The sequence below is a fragment of the Acinetobacter sp. NIPH 284 genome (genome assembly GCF_000369425.1).
In the GTDB taxonomy this organism is placed as follows: Bacteria; Pseudomonadota; Gammaproteobacteria; order Pseudomonadales; family Moraxellaceae; genus Acinetobacter.
This window is the reverse complement of sequence record NZ_KB850011.1, coordinates 1645047-1667486: the sequence shown is the minus strand read 5'-3', so window position 1 is coordinate 1667486 and position 22440 is coordinate 1645047. Positions and strand designations below refer to the sequence as shown.

21 protein-coding genes, 2 pseudogenes and 1 riboswitch are annotated in these 22440 nt (G+C 39.0%); of the genes and pseudogenes, 16 read left to right on the top strand and 7 right to left on the bottom strand.

Features of this window, described 5'->3' with window-relative positions; translation table 11 throughout:
* The first annotated feature begins 7 nt into the window (after window positions 1-7).
* Window positions 8-1201, top strand: a complete 1194-nt coding sequence (gene ftsW, locus F908_RS13795) for a putative lipid II flippase FtsW (protein WP_005163125.1) — start codon at window positions 8-10, stop codon at window positions 1199-1201.
* 48 nt (window positions 1202-1249) lie between these two features.
* On the opposite strand, the gene gluQRS is transcribed toward ftsW, so the two are convergent.
* The 5 genes from gluQRS to thiC all read right to left on the bottom strand — a co-directional run bounded on the left by gluQRS (window position 1250) and on the right by thiC (window position 6384).
* The gene (gene gluQRS, locus F908_RS13790; protein WP_005163123.1) at window positions 1250-2113 is read right to left on the bottom strand and encodes a tRNA glutamyl-Q(34) synthetase GluQRS; all 864 of its coding nucleotides are present in this window, start codon (window positions 2111-2113) and stop codon (window positions 1250-1252) included.
* A 129-nt stretch (window positions 2114-2242) separates the two neighbouring features.
* Window positions 2243-2776, bottom strand: coding sequence for an RNA polymerase-binding protein DksA (gene dksA / locus F908_RS13785; protein WP_005163120.1), 534 nt, complete (start codon window positions 2774-2776; stop codon window positions 2243-2245).
* A 189-nt stretch (window positions 2777-2965) separates the two neighbouring features.
* Window positions 2966-3781 carry a 3',5'-cyclic-AMP phosphodiesterase gene (cpdA, locus tag F908_RS13780; protein WP_005163117.1) on the bottom strand — a complete coding sequence of 272 codons (816 nt, stop codon included), beginning with the start codon at window positions 3779-3781 and terminating at the stop codon, window positions 2966-2968.
* A 20-nt stretch (window positions 3782-3801) separates the two neighbouring features.
* Entirely contained in the window at window positions 3802-4413 is a 612-nt protein-coding gene (locus F908_RS13775) for an NUDIX domain-containing protein (protein ID WP_005163115.1), read from the bottom strand.
* Between the two features lie 75 nt (window positions 4414-4488).
* Window positions 4489-6384 carry a phosphomethylpyrimidine synthase ThiC gene (gene thiC / locus F908_RS13770; RefSeq protein ID WP_005163112.1) on the bottom strand — a complete coding sequence of 632 codons (1896 nt, stop codon included), beginning with the start codon at window positions 6382-6384 and terminating at the stop codon, window positions 4489-4491.
* An 84-nt stretch (window positions 6385-6468) separates the two neighbouring features.
* A riboswitch (TPP riboswitch) is annotated at window positions 6469-6589 on the bottom strand.
* A gap of 146 nt (window positions 6590-6735) precedes the next feature.
* Here thiC and phoU point away from each other — a divergent pair.
* A complete protein-coding gene (gene phoU / locus F908_RS13765) occupies window positions 6736-7458 on the top strand; it encodes a phosphate signaling complex protein PhoU (protein WP_004659390.1) in 723 nt (240 codons plus the stop codon).
* A gap of 472 nt (window positions 7459-7930) precedes the next feature.
* Here the strand turns inward: phoU and F908_RS13760 are convergent, their stop codons facing one another.
* Together F908_RS13760 and argH are read right to left on the bottom strand one after the other, a co-directional pair.
* Window positions 7931-8203 carry an oxidative damage protection protein gene (locus tag F908_RS13760; protein ID WP_004773983.1) on the bottom strand — a complete coding sequence of 91 codons (273 nt, stop codon included), beginning with the start codon at window positions 8201-8203 and terminating at the stop codon, window positions 7931-7933.
* A gap of 9 nt (window positions 8204-8212) precedes the next feature.
* Window positions 8213-9646, bottom strand: a complete 1434-nt coding sequence (argH, locus tag F908_RS13755; RefSeq protein WP_034602814.1) for an argininosuccinate lyase — start codon at window positions 9644-9646, stop codon at window positions 8213-8215.
* On the opposite strand from argH, the gene F908_RS13750 reads away from it, so the two are divergent.
* The 14 genes and pseudogenes from F908_RS13750 to F908_RS13685 all read left to right on the top strand — a co-directional run bounded on the left by F908_RS13750 (window position 9637) and on the right by F908_RS13685 (window position 22406).
* Window positions 9637-10779: a sensor histidine kinase gene (locus F908_RS13750; protein WP_005163106.1), complete on the top strand. Its 1143-nt coding sequence runs from the start codon at window positions 9637-9639 to the stop codon at window positions 10777-10779. The genes argH and F908_RS13750 overlap by 10 nt on opposite strands.
* 59 nt (window positions 10780-10838) lie before the next feature.
* Complete coding sequence (locus F908_RS13745) at window positions 10839-11579, top strand: LytR/AlgR family response regulator transcription factor (RefSeq protein WP_005163103.1); 741 nt, start codon at window positions 10839-10841, stop codon at window positions 11577-11579.
* A gap of 103 nt (window positions 11580-11682) precedes the next feature.
* Window positions 11683-12600: a hydroxymethylbilane synthase gene (hemC, locus tag F908_RS13740; protein WP_005163098.1), complete on the top strand. Its 918-nt coding sequence runs from the start codon at window positions 11683-11685 to the stop codon at window positions 12598-12600.
* Window positions 12600-13376 carry a uroporphyrinogen-III synthase gene (locus F908_RS13735; RefSeq protein WP_005163095.1) on the top strand — a complete coding sequence of 259 codons (777 nt, stop codon included), beginning with the start codon at window positions 12600-12602 and terminating at the stop codon, window positions 13374-13376. Before hemC ends, F908_RS13735 begins: the two co-directional genes overlap by 1 nt.
* Window positions 13373-14200, top strand: a complete 828-nt coding sequence (locus F908_RS13730) for a hypothetical protein (RefSeq protein WP_005163092.1) — start codon at window positions 13373-13375, stop codon at window positions 14198-14200. The genes F908_RS13735 and F908_RS13730 overlap by 4 nt, the downstream gene beginning before the upstream one ends.
* Window positions 14201-14207: 7 nt before the next feature.
* Window positions 14208-14837 (top strand): annotated as a pseudogene (locus F908_RS13725) (heme biosynthesis protein HemY); the annotation flags it as partial.
* Between the two features lie 57 nt (window positions 14838-14894).
* On the top strand, window positions 14895-15923 hold the full coding sequence (locus F908_RS13720; protein WP_081399852.1) for an IS701 family transposase: 1029 nt from the start codon (window positions 14895-14897) through the stop codon (window positions 15921-15923).
* A gap of 14 nt (window positions 15924-15937) precedes the next feature.
* A pseudogene (locus tag F908_RS13715) lies at window positions 15938-16507 on the top strand (heme biosynthesis protein HemY); the annotation flags it as partial.
* Window positions 16508-16514: 7 nt separating this feature from the next.
* The gene (locus F908_RS13710) at window positions 16515-16952 is read left to right on the top strand and encodes an acyl-CoA thioesterase (RefSeq protein ID WP_005163081.1); all 438 of its coding nucleotides are present in this window, start codon (window positions 16515-16517) and stop codon (window positions 16950-16952) included.
* A 390-nt stretch (window positions 16953-17342) separates the two neighbouring features.
* Complete coding sequence (locus tag F908_RS13705; protein WP_005163077.1) at window positions 17343-17669, top strand: H-NS histone family protein; 327 nt, start codon at window positions 17343-17345, stop codon at window positions 17667-17669.
* A gap of 178 nt (window positions 17670-17847) precedes the next feature.
* Window positions 17848-18591 (top strand): type II secretion system protein N, encoded by a 744-nt coding sequence (gene gspN, locus F908_RS13700; protein WP_005163076.1) that lies wholly within the window; start codon window positions 17848-17850, stop codon window positions 18589-18591.
* Entirely contained in the window at window positions 18591-19424 is an 834-nt protein-coding gene (locus tag F908_RS13695) for a type II secretion system protein N (RefSeq protein ID WP_005163074.1), read from the top strand. The genes gspN and F908_RS13695 overlap by 1 nt, the downstream gene beginning before the upstream one ends.
* Window positions 19425-19465: 41 nt before the next feature.
* Window positions 19466-21718, top strand: a complete 2253-nt coding sequence (gene gspD / locus F908_RS13690; RefSeq protein ID WP_005163072.1) for a type II secretion system secretin GspD — start codon at window positions 19466-19468, stop codon at window positions 21716-21718.
* Between the two features lie 64 nt (window positions 21719-21782).
* On the top strand, window positions 21783-22406 hold the full coding sequence (locus F908_RS13685) for an FHA domain-containing protein (RefSeq protein ID WP_005163069.1): 624 nt from the start codon (window positions 21783-21785) through the stop codon (window positions 22404-22406).
* Window positions 22407-22440 lie beyond the last annotated feature (34 nt).

Here is a 22440-nt window from a genome sequence, read left to right as displayed (position 1 = left end):
CTGATCTATGGCTGATTTAGCCCAAAATACGGTACAAAAGATTTCACAATTATTGAGTCGGTTGCCCAAGCTTCCTGCGGAAATGACAGCACGTAATATTCTCATTTTTTGCGTCATTTCTTTGCTGTGTTTCGGTTCGGTCATGGTGGCATCCGCATCGATGCCATATGCCGAATATATTCATGAGAATCCTTTTTATTTCTTAATTCGTCATGGAATTTCGATTGTTGTTGCTGCTGTGGTGGCATTCTTAACCTATAGAGTTTCCTTGAACTTATGGTTTAAAAATGCTTTTCCATTATGGCTTGTGACGATGGTACTACTATTGGCGGTGTTGGTCGTTGGTTCGGAAGTAAACGGTTCACATCGTTGGATTAAGCTCGGTGGTTTTACTTTACAACCGACGGAAATTGCCAAGATTGTGATGGCAATTTTTACCGCTGACTATGTTGTTCGCCGTGCTAAAGAAGTTCGAACGCATTGGAAAGGCTTATTGCGACTAAGTGGCGTCATGGCTTTGACAGTTGGATTTATTGTTGCAGAGCCCGATCTCGGTGCAACGGTTGTTATTGTCCTCATGATGGTGGGTGTGTTTTTCTTGGCAGGTGCACCAGCAACACAATTCCTAATTATGTTAGGAGCAATCCTTGCAGGGATTACGGCACTTATTTTATTTGAACCATTCCGTTTCCAGCGTTTAATTTCCTTTACGAATCCTTGGGCTGACCCATTAGGTGTCGGTTATCAGTTATCAAATGCGTTGATGGCATTTGGACGTGGAGAATGGATTGGAACGGGTTTAGGACACAGCGTACAAAAGCTTTCCTATCTTCCAGAGGCGCATACAGACTTTATGTTGGCGGTTCTTGGCGAAGAATTTGGCTTTGTTGGCGTCACCTTGGTGATGGTATTGTCCTTTACGATGTTAGCGTGCTGTATTCGAATAGGACATCGTGCTCTGCAACATAACTACTTACGCGCAGGCTATTTAGCATATGGCATTAGCATTATTTTTCTGATGCAAATTTTGGTAAATGCTGGCATGAATATGGGCTTAATGCCGACTAAAGGTTTGACTTTGCCATTCATTAGTTATGGCGGTACATCTTTAATGATGTGTGCTGCAATGATTAGTTTAATTCTGAAAATTGATGCATCAACGCAAGAACTTAATCCAGTTAAAGAAGAATCAAACTTCTAATCGTATCGAAAATAAAAAGCTCTACTTTAAGTAGGGCTTTTTTATGGCTCATAAGAAAGTACCTGTGAGATGGATACCTCTAGGAATTACCTTGATGTCCCATTGTTGAACAGCTTGTTGAAGCATGATGCGTGGCTGGTCAAGTTCAACCAAAGGTTGCCCTAAAGCTAAAATGGCTTGCTGTAAGAGGTTTGATGCTTTGCTGATATCCAGTGCTTGAGCCAAATTTTGTTTAGACAGTTTTTGCCCTTGATGATTCATGGCAAGGGGGAGGTGCATATAGTTGAGAGATGGATAATTCAGTAAAGAGCCTAACCAAATTTGTCTGACGGTATTGTCTAAAAGGTCTGCGCCGCGAACCACATGCGTAATACCTTGTAAATAGTCATCTACGACCACAGCCAATTGATAGCTCATAATGCCGTCACGGCGTTTGAGTACGAAATCACCTAAATCATGTTTTAAGTTGGCAGATTGCTGACCTTGTAAGCGATCCTCAAAACAAATCAATTGATCGGCAACTTTCAAGCGAATAGATTGATCATTGAAATCCAGATGTAAATCGCGGCAAGTACCAGCGTAAATATGATTTGAACCCAGTATTTTACGGGTACATTGACAGGCATAGATCGCATCTAAGTGTTTTAACTGCTCAAGAACTTGTTCATAAATCTCTAAACGATCTTTTTGGCAAATAATTTCTGCATCGGGTTCAAATTGAAAGGCATCAATACAAGATCGGATATGGTTTTCACTATTGGGATAGATACGAGGAATATCGGTATCTTCAATTCGAACTAGCCATTTGCCGTGGTTGGCTTTGGCATCACAGTAACTTGCGACTGCGGTGAGTAGGGAGCCAAAATGCAATGGGCCAGTTGGAGAGGGGGCAAATCGTCCGATATAAGGCATAAAGATTTTATGGTTGTGTATTTCAATCCTTCTCCAGTCCCTCCTATAAAGGAGGGGAAATACTCGAATATCATAAATCTTTCAATTCGTAGTATTCCTCCCTTTTCAAAGGGAGGTTGGGAGGGATTATTAACCGTTATTTTGCTTTTCTTTGATTTCAGCCAAAGTCTTGCAATCGATACATAAAGTCGCTGTTGGACGTGCTTCTAAACGGCGTAAGCCAATTTCGATACCACAGGTTTCACAGAAACCGTAATCTTCGTTTTGAATTGTTTCAAGTGATTGTTCGATTTTACGAATGAGTTTGCGCTCACGGTCACGTGTACGTAATTCAATCGCAAATTCTTCTTCTTGCGTTGCCCTGTCGTTGACGTCAGGAAGCGCAGTTGACTCATCTTGCATTGTGTTTAATGTACGATCAACTTCAGACATTAACTCAGCTTTCCATGCATTTAAAATTTGGCGGAAATGCTCAAGCTGTCCTTCAGACATATATTCTTCATTTTTCTTCGGCTGATAAGGTGCAATTCCAAATAAGCTGGCAGTTGTACCACCTTCTGAAGCTTTTGGTTTGGTTTTACGTACGCGTTTCACAGCCGATTTTTGATCGTCGATCACTTCTGTTTGTTCGTCCAAGACTTGATTTTGGTTGTCATTCGCCATATAGGGCATTCCTCATCTTACACGTACTATCTATACGCAAAAAATATGGTGATATGCAAGTGTTTTTATAGAAACCTAAGATGGTTTTTCCCATCAAGGGTCGACATCATATAGAGTTTTTCAGCAAGATGGTAGTCATTCCCGTCCAGATTTTGTGAGAAAACGAGAATGTAATTTGTAATCAAAAGTTTAGTCATATCCCAAGACTTCAGAGCTATTCATTCGCTGTGAAGTTGATAAACGATAGACCTGAGTTTCGATTTCTCCGTTTGCTTTGAGTTTAATAAAGCGGTAACCCGGATGTTCTTCATCGAGTGCGAACTTATCACTTTTAGGTTTGAATTGTATGCAGGTTGATGGCGTTGATAAAAATTGAATATCTTGCCATGTGTTAATAGAATCTTGGTGGACATGACCACAGATAATGGCTTTGATATTTGAAAAAGGTTGAATCCTTTCGAGTAAATCAGATGAGTTCTTTAGTTTATGTTGATCAATCCAAGCAGATTCCATCGCAAAAGGATGGTGATGGCAGGCAATCATAATATGACGATCATGATGTTTTTTTAATAATTCTGTTAATTGTTCAAGGCCAGCCTCTGCAATTTTGCCATCAATTCTTGTTGGCTGTGCACTATTGAGTAAAATAATGCACCAATCGCCAATTTCTACGACAGTAGGTTGATGCGGATCTGCTCCATGAAAAGGGAAGTGAGATACATCATCATGATTGCCGGGCGTCTGAAAAAAGGGAATACCTATACTCTGCATATGCTTAAGATAGCGATCATAAGTCACAGTTGTTGGGTTTTGTGCTAAATCTCCAGTATGCACAATCATATCGATCTGCGGATGTTGTTGGCGCATCAAGTCAATTACTGCATGAAAGCTTTGTTCAGGGTGCATCCCGACAAACTCTAAATGCGGATACTCCAATAAATGAGTATCAGTAATTTGTATTATCACAAAATCTTTTTGTGATAATTTTGAGACTTGAAAAGTCACCGTCTTATCCCCTTTCAGATTTATTGTCGTTGTATATGTTGACTAAGCCATTGTAATGCCATGATGACAGGGGCATTCTTCAAGCGATTATTTTTGAATAACATGGTGATTTCAGCGTAATCAAACAAATGGAGTTGAATATCTTCCCCTTCATCTGGAACGCCAAAGATGCCACCACTGCTTGGTAAATCAACTTCTGCAGCATATAAATGAAAAAACTCAGCGCATGCACCAGCAGAAGGATAAAAACTGAATAAATGCTGCAATTCATTAATTTCGCAGCCTGATTCTTCTAGACTTTCACGACGAATACAGGTTTCTGGAGATTCATTTCCATCCAGTACACCCGCAATGATCTCAAGTTGCCATGCTGACTCGGAGTCATTTAATGCACCAACTCGGAATTGTTCAATAAGTGCGAAACGTTGTTGCTGATTGTTATAAAGTAAAACGCCAGCAGCTTCTGGACGATGTATAAGTTCACGCTGAATAATTGGTGAATATTCAGATCGATGAAATAGTCGGTGCGTAAGATTCACTTTCTCAACTTGAATGAATCCTCGGAATAAAAACTCCCGAGATTCTATCGTAACGTCGGATGCTGAATAGCTGGCGTGGTCAAGAATATTCATCTTCAATCAGGATGAGATTGTACATATCTCATCCTAACCGAGATTGATTCGTGGGCAAATCTTTTTTTAGTCGATTTACAGCTTGTGGTACAGTTTTAGACCATGTTCCTGATAAGCGGTTTTCATTGCATTGAGACCTGCTTCAACATCTTTTTCAGCATCATTTGATTGCTTAGCATTGTGCTGATTTTGTGCATAATCTCGCACATTCTGCGTGATTTTCATCGAGCAAAATTTTGGTCCGCACATAGAACAGAAATGTGCAGATTTGTGTGCTTCTTTGGGTAAAGTCTCATCGTGCATGCTGCGTGCTGTATCAGGGTCTAAGCTGAGGTTGAACTGGTCATCCCATCGGAATTCGAAACGTGCTTTCGATAATGCATTATCACGAACTTGAGCACCCGGATGACCTTTGGCTAAGTCTGCTGCATGTGCTGCAATTTTATAAGTGATAATGCCGTCTTTGACGTCTTTCTTATTTGGTAAACCTAAGTGTTCTTTCGGTGTGACATAACACAGCATTGCTGTGCCATACCATCCAATCATTGCAGCACCAATTGCAGAAGTAATATGGTCATAACCTGGTGCGATATCGGTGGTGAGTGGACCAAGTGTATAGAAAGGTGCTTCTTTACAAACTTCAAGTTGTAGATCCATATTTTCTTTAATCATATGCATAGGCACATGACCGGGACCTTCAATCATCACCTGAACATCATGTTCCCAAGCACGGTGTGTCAATTCACCTAAGGTTTTAAGCTCACTGAATTGAGCCTCATCATTTGCATCTTGAATACAGCCTGGACGTAAACCATCACCTAAGCTAAATGAAACGTCATAGGCTTTCATGATTTCACAGATTTCATCGAAATGCGTATACAAGAAGTTTTCTTGATGATGCGCAAGACACCATTGCGCCATAATTGAACCGCCACGAGACACAATACCGGTGAGACGATTTGCGGTCATAGGCACATAGCGTAATAACACACCTGCGTGAATAGTGAAATAATCGACGCCTTGTTCAGCTTGCTCAATCAACGTGTCTTTAAAGATTTCCCAAGTGAGATCTTCCGCGACACCATCTACTTTTTCCAAAGCTTGATAAATTGGAACAGTACCGATAGGAACAGGTGAATTACGGATAATCCATTCTCGGGTTTCATGAATATTCTTACCCGTCGATAAGTCCATGATCGTGTCGGCGCCCCAACGCGTTGCCCATGTCATTTTAGCAACTTCTTCATCAATCGATGAACCGAGTGCGGAGTTCCCAATGTTCGCATTAATTTTTACTAAAAAGTTGCGACCAATGATCATTGGTTCAATTTCAGGATGATTAATGTTGGCAGGAATAATTGCACGACCTGCGGCAACTTCTTGACGCACGAATTCAGGTGTAATTTCTCTTAAATTCTGAGCACCAAAGTTTTGTCCTGCATGCTGACGCATGTCTACGCCGTCACCTTGGCGTTGATTTTCACGAATTGCAATATATTCCATTTCAGGCGTAATAATGCCCTGTTTCGCATAATGCATTTGCGTAACATTTTTCCCTGCCTTAGCTCGACGAGGATTTTGAATATGAGCAAAACGAATGTCAGCAGTACGAATATCTTTTAAGCGAGCCTGACCAAAATCAGAACTTAAACTTGAGAGTACATCGGTATCATCACGTTCTTCAATCCAAGTTTGGCGGACAGAAGGTAGACCTTGATTTAAATCAATTTGGACATCAGGATCGGTATAAACACCCGATGTGTCATAAACCATAACAGGAGGATTATATTCACCCCCTAAACCTGTCGGCGTTTCTGTCAAGCTAATTTCACGAAATGGAACTTGGATATCGGGGCGAGAACCTTCAATATAAACCTTGCGTGAAGCAGGTAAAATACGGGTTAAATCTTTAGCATCTTGCTCATGTTGAGCAGAAATATCAGCAGAGGGAAGATTCGTTAATTGGTTCATGGCATGATCCTTATGTATTACATTAACGAATCAAGCACGAGCAAAAACGATAGCGCATTTATCTCTTTGATAAATAAAGGCGAGGCTTTTGTTGGGCTTGATTCCTACGCAGGTGTTAACCTGATCAGGTTCAACGGTACTCATCTTTAAATCTTGCGATTAAGATAATCTCAGCAGTTAATTAACTGCGCTCCGTCAAGCTAGGCATTTAGACTAACAGATTTTTAGATTTTTGTTTTATCAATTCGCAGCAATCGACTTTTGACTCAGCTGTGTTATTGTCATAAAAGTTTCATCATTGCTGTGTTTTAATCACCAATCATTTTTCCATGTGTCTAGTGGAGGCATACTGTGAGTCCAAGTAATCCTGTGTTAAGTCACCATATTTCTTCACAATTTAATGAAGACTTACAAGATGTACATACCAAATTTATGACTATGGGTGGCTTAGTAGAGCAGCAGGTTGCAAATGCAATTCATGCTTTATTAGACACAGATGAAAATTTGGCGATTGATGTTCAATTTAAAGATAATGTTGTTAATCAATATGAGCGTGATATTGATGAAGGTTTGACCTTGATTCTCGCCCGCCGTCATCCTGCTGCAATTGATTTGCGTATGGTCATTGCGATGAGTAAAGCAAATACAGATTTAGAGCGGATTGGTGACGAAGCTTCAAAAATTGCTCGTATTGCGCAAAATTTATGTGAAGAAGGTGAGTCTCCACGCGGTTATATGGAAACACGCCATATTGGTAACCAAGTGCGTGTTATGATTCATGATGCTTTGGATGCTTTCGCGCGTTTAGATGTTGATCAGGCTTTAAAAGTGGTGATGGCAGACGTGGATATTGATCGTGAATATCAGTCTGCAACACGAACTTTGATGACCTACATGATTGAAGACCCACGCCATATTGCTCGTGTGATTAATGTGATGTGGGTATTGCGTTCGCTTGAGCGAATTGGCGATCATGCCCGTAATATTTCAGAGCAAGTTATTTATATGGCAAAAGGGATGGATGTACGTCATACCAGTATTGAAGAAATTGAACAAAAAGTGAATCAAAAATAATCATCAAATAAAGATTCAAAGCTGCTACATAATGAGCAGCTTTTTTTATTGCCATACGTTGCATAAAGTCATCGGAAATGAAGTAATCATTAGGTAAATTTTAAGAGTAGTCATCCAATAATTTCTCAAAATCCTAAGGCATTTTTTATTGTGGGATTAGCGTAATTTGAACAACGTTGCTGGGCAATTGATTGACCTAATATAACCGTGAATATGATTTTTATATAAATTGATATCATACAAATAAAAAAATCCCAGACTTCGGGGGAAAGTCTGGGAGAGAAATATTATGTGTTACTTGAGATATCGAACTATCTCTTTTTGCTTCTGATATTCAATATAAGCGGAGAGTGTTGATCTGTCACGTAGACAACTGTGTATACTCTGTAAACCTTTATTACTTGTGTAAATGTCATGTAAAAAGAGAGCTATATTTAGCTCTCTTTTATTCAGTGGTGTTAGCTGAAATGATTTACTTTTGTTCCGTCCAACCTTCTGCTTTTTCAACACTTTCATCATTGTTGAAGAACTTCTCGCGTTGCTCTTCAAGAAACTTCTTCGCATCGGGTTCGAATACATTGAGGCGTTTTTCGTTAATGAGCGTGGTTTGGTGTTTTAACCATTCTTGCCAAGCCTGTTTTGAAACCGTCTCAAAGAATTCTTGACCTTTTGCACCTGGGAATGGTGCAAAGTCTAAACCTTCAAGCTCTTGTTTATATTTGCGGCAAAATACTTGTCTCGTCATGATTTATCCTTAAGCGTATAACTGTTCTAGGCGAGTGTGTGCACGAGTAATGGCTGCTTCAACTTGTTTTGGCGATGTCCCGCCGATATGATCACGCGCATTTACAGAAGCTTCTAAAGTCAAAGCTTTGTCAAATACATCTGCTTCAATCAGATCAGAGAATTGTTGAAGCTGTTCTAATGTCAATTCAGATAAATCTTTTTCTTCAGCCACACCAAGCGCAACTGCTTTACCTACAATTTCGTGTGCATCACGGAAAGCAACACCTTTCTTCACAAGATAATCAGCAAGGTCAGTTGCTGTAGAGAAACCACGAAGCGCTGCTTCACGCATAATTTCAATGTTTGGAACGAGTGCAGGCACCATATCTGCAAAGGCCATTAAGCAACCACGAACGGTATCAATTGCATCAAACAAAGGCTCTTTATCTTCTTGGTTGTCTTTGTTATATGCCAATGGTTGACCTTTCATTAGTGTTAATAAACTAATCAAATCACCAAACACGCGACCTGATTTACCACGTACTAACTCAGGAACATCTGGGTTTTTCTTCTGCGGCATGATAGATGAGCCCGTACAGAAGCGGTCTGGAATATTGACGAACTTGAATTGAGCCGAAGTCCATAAAATCAGTTCTTCTGACATACGGGACAAATGCATCATAATCAAAGATGCCGCCGCATTAAATTCAATGGCAAAGTCACGATCAGAAACAGCATCAAGCGAATTTTCAGAAACAGCTTCGAAACCCAATAATTCGGCTGTATATGCGCGATCAATTGGGTAGGTTGTTCCTGCTAAGGCTGCTGAACCGAGTGGCATGCGATTAACACGCTTGCGACAATCTTGAAGGCGTTCAGTATCGCGAACCAACATCTCAAACCAAGCCAATAGGTGATGACCAAATGTTACTGGCTGAGCTGTTTGTAAATGAGTAAAACCAGGCATAATCGTATTGGTATTTTTGCTTGCCAGACTGAGTAGGCCTTTTTGTAAGCGTAGTAATAGACCTAAAATGTCATCAATTTCATCGCGTAAATATAAACGGATGTCAGTTGCAACTTGGTCATTACGGCTACGACCAGTATGTAATTTTTTACCTGTGATGCCGATACGTTGAGTCAAGCGAGACTCAATGTTCATGTGTACGTCTTCTAAATCAATACGCCATTCGAAATTACCTGCTTCGATTTCAGCCTTGATTGTATTTAAACCTTGGATAATATCATCACGCTCAGCCTCGGTCAGTACACCAACTTTAGCAAGCATGGTTGCATGTGCAATCGAACCTGCAATATCTTGTTTATAAAAACGTTGGTCAAATTGAACAGATGCGGTAAATTCTGCAACAAATGCATCTGTTGCTTCAGAGAAGCGACCGCCCCACATTCCAGAGGTTTGATTAGGGCTTGCTGAAGAAGAGGATTGAGAAGATGTGGTCATGGCGGCTCAGTAAAATAAAAAAGAGTATAGCAAATCCAAACGTAGTTGCTGAAATTCGACGCAAGAAGTTATCGAAAACACGTCAAATAAGTCCAGCAGGGTCCTATTTTTTTACGAAAATAAGGCAATCGCAACACTTATTGGAACTAATTGTAGCAAGTAATGTTTTGGCAATGGTACTCGCACTTGCAGAAGCCCGTTCTTGGCAAGCAGTAGAAAGTATCCGAGTTTTTCAATACATGCTTTTTATTAACTGGATAATTTTATCGTTTTCTGCTTTTGTTGACTATTTTCAAGAGTTTTTTGTCAAATTTAGTCAGAAAATGGCGTTAATTTTAGGTTTTATTTTTCTTCAACTTATTGTTTTACTTACCACGTGTGTCATTAATATAATTCAATATTGGGGTTCATCAACAAATAACTTTTCTGAAGATATCTTATTTCAAGGTGTAAGTCTGCATTTGGGGTATGGCATCTTGCTTGGTGCTTTCTGTTTGCGTTATCTCTATATGCGAGAGCAATGGATGAATCAGCAATATAGTGAGCTGAATGCGCGGATTCAAGCCATGCAAGCACGTATTCATCCTCACTTCTTATTTAATAGTTTAAATAGTGTCGTGAGTTTGATTTCAATTGATCCTGACAAAGCAGAAAACATGCTGATTAACTTGTCACGATTATTCCGCGCCAGTTTTCAAGAATTGAAATTGGTGAGTTTGGCTGAAGAAATTGACTTGTGTCAGCAATACTTAAGTATTGAAAAATTACGTTTAGGAGAGCGTTTAAAGGTAGAATGGAATATACAGGCGACGTCTTTAGAGTTAAAACGAGTCACGATTCCATTATTAACATTGCAACCTTTGCTAGAGAATAGTATTTTTCATGGAGTAGAAAAAGTTTTACAGCCCTCAACCATTAGTGTATTGGTTGAAATATTGCAAAATCAAGTCAGTATAGTCATTACTAACCCTTATTCTCACGATACAATAAAATCGAGACAAGGGAATGGTATTGCAATAGACAATGTGAAGCAACGTCTAAAAGCCTATTACGGACAGACAGTGAAGTTTCAGGTTTATGGAGGAGTATCGTTATATACCACGGTGGTAAGTTATCACTATCGAGTAAAATAATAAGTTAAGTTAACCATAAAAAAATGACGGATGAAGTTAACGGTGACAAGGAGGAGAGGATGAAAGTTCTGATTGCTGATGATGAACCTCTCGCAGTAGAGCGTTTGTCACGTTTAGTGACCCAAATGGGTCATGAAGTGATTGCGACGGCGCATCATGGGCAGGATGTGTTAAACCATATTGAAAATGATTCGCCCGATGTTGTTCTATTAGATATTCAAATGCCTGGAATGAACGGATTGGAGTGCGCTGAGCAGATCAGTCATTTTAGCCCTCGTCCAGCTATTATTTTTTGTACAGCATATGAGCAACACGCATTGGAAGCGTTTAAATTTCAAGCACAGGGATATTTGCTCAAGCCTATTGCACAACAAGATTTACAACAGGTGTTCAATAGTCTGACGCAACTTACACAAGCACAAATGACTGGTTTACAACAACAAGACGATATGTACGATAGTAAAACTCAACGCCATCAAATTGCTGCGAAAACTTATCGCGGGGTCGAACTTATTCCAATAGAGAATATTTACTATTTTCTAGCAGATCAGAAATATGTCACTGTGCGTCATCGGAATGGCAGTGTATTAATTGATGAAACTTTAAAAGATCTAGAATCTGAGTTTTCAGATCGTTTTATTCGAATTCATCGTAATGCTTTAGTTTCTCTTGATTATTTAGAACGGTTGGAACTGATTGCGGCTGGTCAGTATCAGGTTAGATTACGTGAGCTAGATGAACGCCTATCTGTAAGTCGCCGTCATTTACCAAGCTTAAGAGAATGTATGCATCAATTATAAAATATTGAGCTTAAGTCAGATGAAAAATCAGTTTTTGCTTGCAATTTTAGATGAGCAAGTTAAGTTTGAAACAATTGTTTTGATCCATGCTTAACTTGAATTTATGAAGACCTTAAAAATTGCGACTCGACAAAGCCCTCTTGCACTTTGGCAGGCGGAGCATATTCGCTCCCGTTTAAATGCGCTTTATCCAGATTTAACGGTTGAGTTGCTTAAGTTTGTGACGCAAGGTGATAAAATTCTAGATACACCTTTGGCAAAAATTGGTGGTAAAGGATTATTCGTTAAAGAACTGGAAGCTGCTTTGTTAGAGGGTCGCGCTGATTTGGCGGTCCATTCAATGAAAGACGTGCCAATGCACTTACCCGAAGGTTTAACGCTCGCTGTGACTTGTGAGCGAGAAGACCCACTTGATGCCTTTGTTTCGAATCATTACCAAAGTTTTGATGAGTTACCTCAAGGTGCCAAAGTAGGTACATCTAGTTTGCGTCGCAAATGCCAGATTTTACAAATACGTCCTGATTTAGAGATTATTGACTTACGTGGCAATGTGGGGACGCGTTTATCAAAACTTGATGATGGTTTATATGATGCGATCATTTTAGCCAGTGCAGGATTAAAGCGTTTAGGTTTGGCAGATCGAATTCGTCATTGTTTAGCGCCTGTTTTAAGTTTACCTGCTGTTGGTCAGGGTGCATTGGGCTTAGAGTGTCGTGCAGATGATGTGGAATTATTAAAAATCATTCAACCATTACAGCATGAAGAAACCTCAATTTGTGTGCGTGCAGAACGTGCGTTTAATGCCTATTTAGAAGGTGGTTGTCAAGTTCCAATCGCAGGATATGCAACTTTAGCCAATGATCAGCTCAGCATAGAAGGTCGTGTGGGAAGTGTTGATGGAAAAATCTTACTAAAACAACAATTGGCTGGAACTTCAGAAGATGCTGAACAATTAGGTGAACAACTTGCACAATGCTTATTGGAGCAAGGTGCAGGTGAATTGTTAAAAGCGCTTTATTAATGCTTTTTATTAATACGCGCCCTGAAGATCGTGCTGTGAACTTAACGCAAGCATTGTTGGAAGTGGGTCATCAGGTTATCAATCTGCCATTGTTGGAACTTGTAGCTGAACCTTTTTCGGGGCATTTACGTGAACTGTATCAGCAACTTGAGCAGGTGCAAGTTATTGTTGTTGTCAGCCCGACCGCTGTTGATGTTGGTATGCAATATTTACAACAACAAAAGATATCCTTAGATCAACTTAAGCATGTGCAATGGATCGCAGTGGGTCAAGCAACTGCCCAAGCACTCGCAAAATTTGATATAGACAGCCACATCCCTGAGGTTGAAAATTCGGAAGGTATGCTAGAGCTTCCAATATTAAATCAACAAGTACATTTGGATAAAGTTGCTTTTTGGCGTGGTCTTGGGGGGCGGCAGTTTATGATGCAGCAGTTGCAACAGCAAGGTGTCGAGATTCTTAATTTTGTTCTTTATCGTCGCCAATGCCCAATTCAAAGTGTTAGGCTTTTTCCAAAAATTTTAAAAAAAATAATGCCAAGTCAACCTGTTATGGTATTGATTAGTAGTGAAGCGAGTTGGAATAATTGGCAGCAGCTTTGTGGTCAAAATAATATAGATGCGAAATGGATATATTTGGCGCTAGGTGACCGTTTAGCGCAGCTACTCAAAAATGCACGGTTGCAAACACATCAAGAGATTAACATTATTCAGCTTGATAATTTATCTATATCAGAGATTATTCAACGTATCGGTGCTTGGCAAGGACGTATATGAGAAAGATTGTTTACCTGATTTTATTACTAAGTTTATTATGGTTAGCCAAACTTAGTTATGACGTAGCACAATATTCTCAGATCGTTCCTCAACTCCAGCAACAGCTTACACAGCAGCAGCAACGTTGTTCTTTGCTGAATGATCAATTTGTCGCTCTGCAGCGAAAATTACAAGATGCTCATTTATCTGACCCTTCAGAAGCTTCGAGCTTACCCAGTATGGTCACGGGTGTAGCGCCTGTTATATTAATCAAACAGCAATTACAGTTAGTTCAATTCGCAATAGATCAACAACAGTTCATTTATGCGATTGATCAATTAAATCAAGTACAGCAGCATATTGTCCAATATACGGTATCTCCTGCTTTACAGCATAGTTTGATGAAAGCGATCGAACAGGATAAACAAGCTATTCAACATTATGTGCTTATGCAAACCCAACAGCAGCAACAGATTGATACTTTATTGCAGCAATTGGATCAAAAGCTTTTACAAGAAGTGCATAACCCAACTATTAAAATGCAAAAAGCTGAAGCCTCTTCATGGTGGTCTTGGTTCAAATTTGAAAGGGTGCAGCGTACACAGCCTGATTTAATCAATCGTCATCTCATTTTAAAGGAAGCTCAGTTACGTTTACTGCTTGCTTCACAAGCCTTACATCAGGGACAAGCATCTGAGTATCGCAAATCCGTTCAAGAGGTAATTCGATTATTCTCAATTTTACCTGATAAAAACAGTCAAATGATCAAGCAAAAATTAGAAAAGCTGTTAAATCTTTCAGTTATTCCGACACCTAAATTAACGACCCTTGGTTTACTGGGGTAATGTAATTATGAAACAACTGGTGTTCATTTATTTACTTGTAAGCCTATTATTTTTTGCTATGTTTGCCATGCTGAGCTATGGCTACGGTAATGGCTATGTTTATATTTACTGGCGCGATTGGCAGTTCCAAAGCAGTTTATGGGGCTTAATCGCACTTTTTATTGTGATTAGTTTATTCGCACAGTTGTTATGGTTTGTGAGTCGCAGATATTTTGCGCGAGAACAGCGTAAGAAAGAAAATATTTTACAATTTAAAGATCTACATCCATATGAGCAGCTCGGTATAGTCTGGCTGCTTGATGCGGCAAAAGAACAGCAGGGATTTATTGAGCGTGTTTTTGCTCAATCAGGATTGCTGAGTAATATTGTTGATGCACAATTTGATTATAAAAATGGTGACTATCAACTCGCTTTGCAGAAACTAGAGAAATCAGCACCGATGGCCTTTGAGCTGGCAGAACTACAGCGGATCGATATTTTCTTAGAACAACATGAAACAGAAAAAGCATTAACCCATTTAGAATTCCTTGCACAGCATCAACTTTCACCTTGGTTGGCTGAGATTGAAACTGCTTATCAACAACGCATTACTGTTTTGTGGGGCAAACTTGCCTTACAACAGCCTTGGTTATTTTTACTAGGACTTACGCATTGACGGATTCAAAAAAGTATTAAAATAGTTTATAAAGTATCTGTGATCAGACGAACTAAACATGCTTCTACAGCAACTTGTACATTACCCATTTATATGGGCTTTCTCATGACAGAACCGAACTCTATTAGCTGCACACAACTTGCCGAGACTTATAATATCTCGCATGATAGTGTAAATCGCTTTCTGGAGCGTGAAGACTACACACCTCACGACCTATATCAAGAAGCAATTCAACATATTGATAATAATAAACTTATAGTCAGTATTGATGATACTGTTTTAGATAAACCATATAGTCAACATATGGACTTGGTTAGCTATTTTTGGTCAGGCAAACACCACCGATCCGTCAAGGGGATTAATCTCATTACCCTGTATGCGACAGATCAGAATGGTCAAAATATTCCAATTAATTTCCGAATTTATGACAAATCTGAGGGTAAAACCAAGAATGATTACTTTATGGATATGTTAAGTGAAGTACTTAGTTGGGGTGCAAAGATTCAATTTATTACAGGTGATAGTTGGTATTCATCGACTGGAAATCTAAAAACCATAAGAAAATATGGTATTCGATTTATGTTTGGTATCGACTGTAACCGTAAGGTTTCCCCAGAAAAAGGACAATGGTTTCAACTGCGTTTATTGCCAGATTTTCATCAGGGTCAAGTGGTCTGGCTCAAAGATTTTGGCTTTGTACAATTATTTAAGACTCAGTTAAAAGAACAGCAGAGGTTTTATATTGTGCATCAAGATGAAGATGATTTATTGTCCTTTGAGGGTTTTCATGAATTACATTCAAGTCATTGGAAAATAGAGCAATATCACCGAGTGATTAAACAGGTTTGTCATATTGAAAAGTTTCAAGTAAGACGATCTAAACTGATTTTGAATCATATTTTTGCAGCCTTGATGGCCTACGTCGAGATACAAAAGAACCAGTTTGAGCGGATCTTTGAAAATGTATATCGTTGGCAGAAGAAATTATTTAGACCAATCATCAAAGACTTCATTGATGACTTTATTCTCGATAAAAATCATCTCCTACCACAGAGAATCTATAAATAATAGTGCGTAAGTCCTATTTACAATCAATTCAGCATGGTTTATTAAGTGCAGAACATCGAGATCTCTGGTTGCAACAATTACTCATACAGTTTGATCAAGCATCTGTGGATGACTTAGCTGCACTGCAACAGCGGTATATTGCTCTAGAGAATGAAATTCAAGCACGACCATATAGTAGTAAGGTTTTGTGGTTAAAATTATTGGCACGTATGCCAGAAATGGGATTGCAGCATGAGGATCTTGCATTGCATTTATTGCAAGAAAATTTCGATCCAGAGGTTTTTTATCTTTGGTTCCAACAGCAACTACTGAAGCAAATTCCCGATTATAGCTATGTTGAGCAACGTATTATTCAGCTAGAACAGCGTTACACGAGTGTTCCAATGTTGACCTTTGCAAAATGGCATATTTATGTTGCAACTCAACGTTTAGAAGAAGCTGAGCAGTTATTAACTTTATATCCTGATAATATATTAATGAGCTATTTGCGGATTAAATCAACGCTTGGAGATAATCTGGATTTGATCAGGCAGTTGAATTTAATCTTTGAAAATGATGTTAATTTTTTAAACTTTAAGATATGAGTGAGATATGAAAGAACTGTCTGTCTATCCTGTTGTACATCGACAAACAATTGCTTGGGGTGATATGGATGCTTTTGGGCATGTAAATAATGTGCAGTATTATCGCTATATTGAGAGTGCACGAATTGCTTATTTAATGGCATTAAATATATTTGATCAAGATATAGTGACGGTGGTAGCCTCTAGTCAATGTAAGTATTTAAAGCCAGTATTTTATCCTGATGTGCTGCATATTGGTGCACGTATTGAGGAGCTCAGAAATAGTGCTTTTCGAATGCATTATAGTTTATGGAGTGAAACACAAAACCAAATCGTTGCAACAGGAGAGGCAGTGATGGTTTGTGTTGATAAAGTAACCTCCAATAAACAAGCTATTCCTGAATTGATTAAACAAAATATTATTGCTATTGAACAAAGTGTTGGAAATAATCTTGCATTAAAATAATTTTATAAAGACTATTATGTCTATATTTATTTTGAGTGCGTTAATCTCATATAACTTATCTTTTTATTTTGTGAATTAATTCATAGATAGTCTAGATTTGTTATATGGAATTCAACCTATAGAAAGCATCAAGAATTAAGGTAAAATTAATATTCATCAGGTTCTAAAAATTATTTCATCATTTTAAAAAAAATTAATACAATGGATTTAATGAAATGCACTTAAGTTTTTTGTTTTATTGTAAGTATAAGATGATTTATGGTTGTATTGTGATTAATTTGACTAATTTAATATTGATTATTTAATTGTATATAAATTACTATGGCAATAGAATTTTTGAATTCTTTTTTATTTTGAGTGATATATTTCTTTTGAGTTGGAGTGGTTCTAATGAAACCAGATATTAGTGATTTATCTGTAGAAGACTTAAAACGTTTACAGGTAGAAGCGGAAGCTTTAATCGCAAGCAAAAAAGATCAAGCAATTGAAGATGCTTATAATGAAATTATTGCAATAGCTGAAGCAGTTGGTTTTAGTGTTGAAGAGTTATTGGAGTTAGGTGAGCAAAAGCGTAAGAAGACAACGCGCAAAGCAGTAGAACCACGTTACCGTAATAAAAATAATACAGAAGAAACTTGGACTGGTCGTGGTAAACAGCCACGTTGGTTAGTTGCTGAATTAGAGAAAGGCGCAAAACTTGAAGATTTTCTAATCTAAGCAAGTTTTACTCGTCATCGTTCTGTCATACGATGATTCTATGCTTCATTAAAGCCAAGCTTAAAAAGCTTGGTTTTTTTATATGAGAGAATTGGCGATGTTGAAAAAGTATGCATAATGTCATTCAGGGGCGAGTGTCTCTAAAAGGATGATAATTTGTGCATTTGGTAAGGGTGGAATGAAGAAAAATACCAAACAATGGAAGTGGTGGGTTTTCACCATTTTTGCATTTTTAATTTTTATTATTTTACAAATTCCAGCAACATGGTTAATTGCGAAATTTTCTAAAGATAATCAAATCTTACATAATGTTAGCGGCAATATTTGGCAGGGACAAGCGGATTGGCAAAAAGGTCAGTTACGTGGTTCTGTACATTGGAAAACCCGTCCTTTAGATTTATTAATGTTGCGTCTTGGCGCAAATCTCGATATTCACAGCGGGAATACCCAATTTAATGGTATTTTGGGTTACGGTTTAGGTCAAAAGATTTTGATCAAAGATTTGCAAGGTGAAATTGCACCAGAGACTTTAAAGTATTTTGCCAATTGGCAATGGCCTGAGAATTCAATTCAACTTAAAGATGTACAATTTAATTATCAAAAAGAAAAAGGCTTTACTGCAACTGAAGGTAAATGGCACTGGGGTGGTGGTGAGTTGAATTATACCTTTGGCCAACGCCAAGATCGTATGAGTATGCCTTCATTGACTGCGGAAATGAAAGATGAAAATGGGCAATTGCAAATAGATGTTCGGGATCAGCAAAGTCAGAAAATGGCGAATCTAAGTTTAGACCCGAATCTTATGCTCGATGTTCAATTGACACAGCGGATGTTATTAAATGTACCATCTTATCAAGGTAAAGCGGGACTCGACACTTACGTGATTAGTTCTCGCCAACCATTGTTGCAAGGTGGTTTTTAATGAAAACAATAGCACAAAAACTACAGCAGTTTCGTTGGCAGCAATTCGATAAAACAAGTGCTTTTATCCTAGCTTTACTCATTTTATGGTTATGTTGGAAGTTAGCTTCTTTATTCTGGTTGGTTGTGGCGCCACCTCAGCCGATGCAGTTTGATCGTGTTGCATTGGGTTCACAACAGGCGCAAGTTCCTAATATTAGTTCTTTTGCACTATTTAATGAACCTGCTACTACGACAGCACAAGATAATGTCAATGTGGAGTTGCAGGGCGTATTGTTGGGTTATCCAAGCTATTTGTCATCGGCGGTTATTAAATTAAACGATACTGCTGAACGTTATCGTGTTGGTGAAACCATTGGTTCAACTTCCTATCAACTGGCGGAAGTGTATTGGGACCATGTCATTCTGAAGCAGGATAATGGTGCAACACGAGAAGTTAAATTTAAGGGTTTAGATAATGGTTTATACCAGCCAATTGCCCCTGTATTAAACCCTCAAGCTGCAACACCTCAAACATCTGCGCCTGCTCAAAACTCATCACAATCTGCGCTGGGACAAGCCATCCAACAAATGCAGGAAAATCGTGAGCAGTATTTAAAAAATATGGGAGTGAGTGGTGGTTCAGACGGTTACGAAATCTCAGATCGAACACCAACGAATTTAAAAAATACCTTGGGTTTGCGGTCTGGTGATCGTATTCTATCGATCAACGGTCAGACAGTCGGGCAGGGTCTTAGCGAAGTGCAATTATTAGAGCAAGTACGTCGTGAAGGACATGCCAAAATAGAAATAAAACGTGGTGATCAAGTGATGACCATACAACAAAGTTTTTAGTGATAACACGTCATCACATTAGTTAGGAATAAGTGCAGGTTATGGCTTTCTTGAATCATCAACGTCCACTTTGGGCACTACTTGCTGCCGCACCTTTGGTTGCGACCATCAGTACCAATGTGCAAGCACAAACATGGAAGATTAATCTACGTGATGCGGATTTAACGGCATTTATTAATGAAGTCGCTGATATTACGGGTAAGAACTTTGCAGTTGATCCTCGTGTGCGCGGGAACGTTACTGTTATTTCCAATAAACCGCTCAATAAAGATGAGGTATATGACCTATTTTTAGGTGTGTTGAATGTTAATGGTGTGGTTGCACTTCCATCAGGTAATACGGTCAAGTTAGTTCCTGATAGCAATGCTAAAAACTCAGGAATTCCTTACGATGCTCGAAGTCGTGCAGGTGGGGATCAAATTGTTACTCGTGTCATTTGGTTGCAAAACACGAACCCAAATGATTTGATTCCTGCGTTACGACCATTAATGCCGCAATTTGCACATTTGGCTGCTGTGGCTGGCACCAATGCTTTGATCGTTTCAGATCGTGCGACGAATATTTATCAACTTGAAAATATTATCCGTAATTTGGATGGTACAGGGCAAAATGATATTGAAGCGATCAGTTTGCAATCAAGTCAGGCTGAAGAAGTTATTGGTTTACTCGAAACCATGAGTGCCACAGGTGCCTCGAAAGATTTTATTGGTTCGCGTGTGCGAATTATTGCAGATAATCGAACCAATCGTATTTTAATTAAGGGTGATCCTGATTCACGCAAACGTTTACGCCAGATGATTGAAATGCTCGATGTTCCATCGGCAGATCGCTTGGGTGGTTTGAAAGTATTCCGTTTAAAATATGCGAGTGCCAAGAACTTAGCTGAAATTCTACAAGGTTTAGTCACAGGACAGTCAGTTTCGTCCTCATCAAATACTAGTGCTAGTAAACCAAACTCAATTAGCAATCTAGTTTCAAATAACCAAAATTCGGGTTCATCGACAGGTTCATCGTCAATTTCTACTTCATCAATTAACCTAAACAATACCAGCAATAATAGCCAAAATAGTGGTGTTACAAGCTTTAATAGTGCTGGTGTGAGTATTATTGCAGATAGCACTCAAAATGCTTTGGTTGTTAAAGCTGATCCGCAATTGATGCGTGAAATTGAGGCAGCCATTCAGCAGTTAGATACTCGACGTCAGCAAGTCTTGATTGAGGCTGCCATTATTGAAATTGTAGGTAGTGATGCTGATCAACTTGGTGTGCAATGGGCATTAGGTGATCTAAATAGCGGTGTTGGGTTAATTAACTTTTCGAATGTTGGCTCTAGTATTTCTAAGCTCGCAGCAGGTTATCTAACAGGTGGGGCGGCTGGCGTTGGTTCAGCACTTGGTACGGGTTCATCTATTATTTTGGGTGACTACAAAGAAGGTGCGAATGGCTCTCGTAAATTATATGGTGCTCTCATCCAAGCGCTAAAAGAAAATAAAAAATCAAATTTATTGTCTACACCATCCATCGTGACAATGGATAATGAAGAAGCGTATATTGTCGTAGGGCAGAATGTTCCATTTGTAACAGGGTCAGTTGCGACGACTGGAAACAGTACGGTGAATCCTTACACAACTGTTGAGCGTAAAGATGTGGGTGTTACTTTAAAGGTGATCCCTCATATCGGTGAAGGTGGTTCTGTTCGACTTGAAGTGGAGCAAGAAGTTTCAAACGTTGAAAATAGTAAGGGTCAGGCTGCTGACTTGGTGACAAGTAAACGAGCGATTAAAACTTCAGTCCTCGCAGATCATGGGCAAACAGTCGTGTTGGGTGGTTTGGTTACCGATCAGACAGATGTTAGTCGTCAAAGTTTGCCTGTTCTTGGGGATATTCCTTATCTTGGTCGTTTGTTCCGTTCAGATAGTCGTGGCAATGAAAAACGTAATTTACTTGTATTTATCCATCCAACCATAGTGGGTGATGCTGAGGATGTGCAACGTATATCTCAACAACGTTATAACCAGCTATACAGTCTCCAATTGTCTATGGATAAAAATGGTAATTTTGCAAAATTACCTGAAAATGTTGCGGATATTTATCGCCCACAACCTGCGGTAAGTAGCTCACCATACCAAAAAGTTCCAACAACAACACAAAAAGAGGCTGTGGTTATCACAAAGCCTGTCGTTGTAGTTGAGCCTCAAATACAACGAAAAACGGTGCAGCTTCCAGCCAAAGCAACTGAACGCAGTAAACATACAGTGACAACCACGACGATTCGTCCTGCGTCTTCACAGTAGATGCACAGAAGCGCTTATGTCACAATGTTATGATTGAAAGAAATGATGATAAGGATAAACATCTATGACTTGGAAATTACAAGCCATTACAGGTGAATTTACAGGGCAAGAGATTAGTATTGAGCGTGACATGCTGGTGGGGCGGGATCAGGACGCTGAAATTTTGTTGCAGCTCAAGGACATTTCACGAAAACATGCTGCATTACTGTTTAGAGATGACCATGTTTGGGTAAAAGATTTAAAGTCTACAAATGGAACATTTGTGAATGGTGAGCGTGTTGAGCAGGAACAGGAAATAGAATTGCATGATGGGGATATGCTCCAGTTTGCCAATTTTATATTTATGATTCTTGCTCCTGAGCGTTATAAGGCTGATTTACCTGAAATTGAAGTTGAGCCAGTAGCGGCAACGAATCACGATGCGGGTATGCCAACGCTTGCAGAGCGAGCTGCGGAGACTTCGATTAATCGAGATGGTATGCCACAACAAGTTGGAATTCCAAAACCAGCACCAATTCCTGAAGGTATTGATGTTCATGCTGCTGCTGAACAGCAGCCGATTGCGATTGAAGAACCTATTTCTCGTGTTCAACAAGAAATTGAACAGCAAAAAAATGCATCGATTGGTTTGATTTCAATTGTTGTACTCATCATTTTAGCTGTGATTGCTTGGTTATTCTTTAAATAATTATATTAACCTTTTACAATCAAGGCATGCTCAT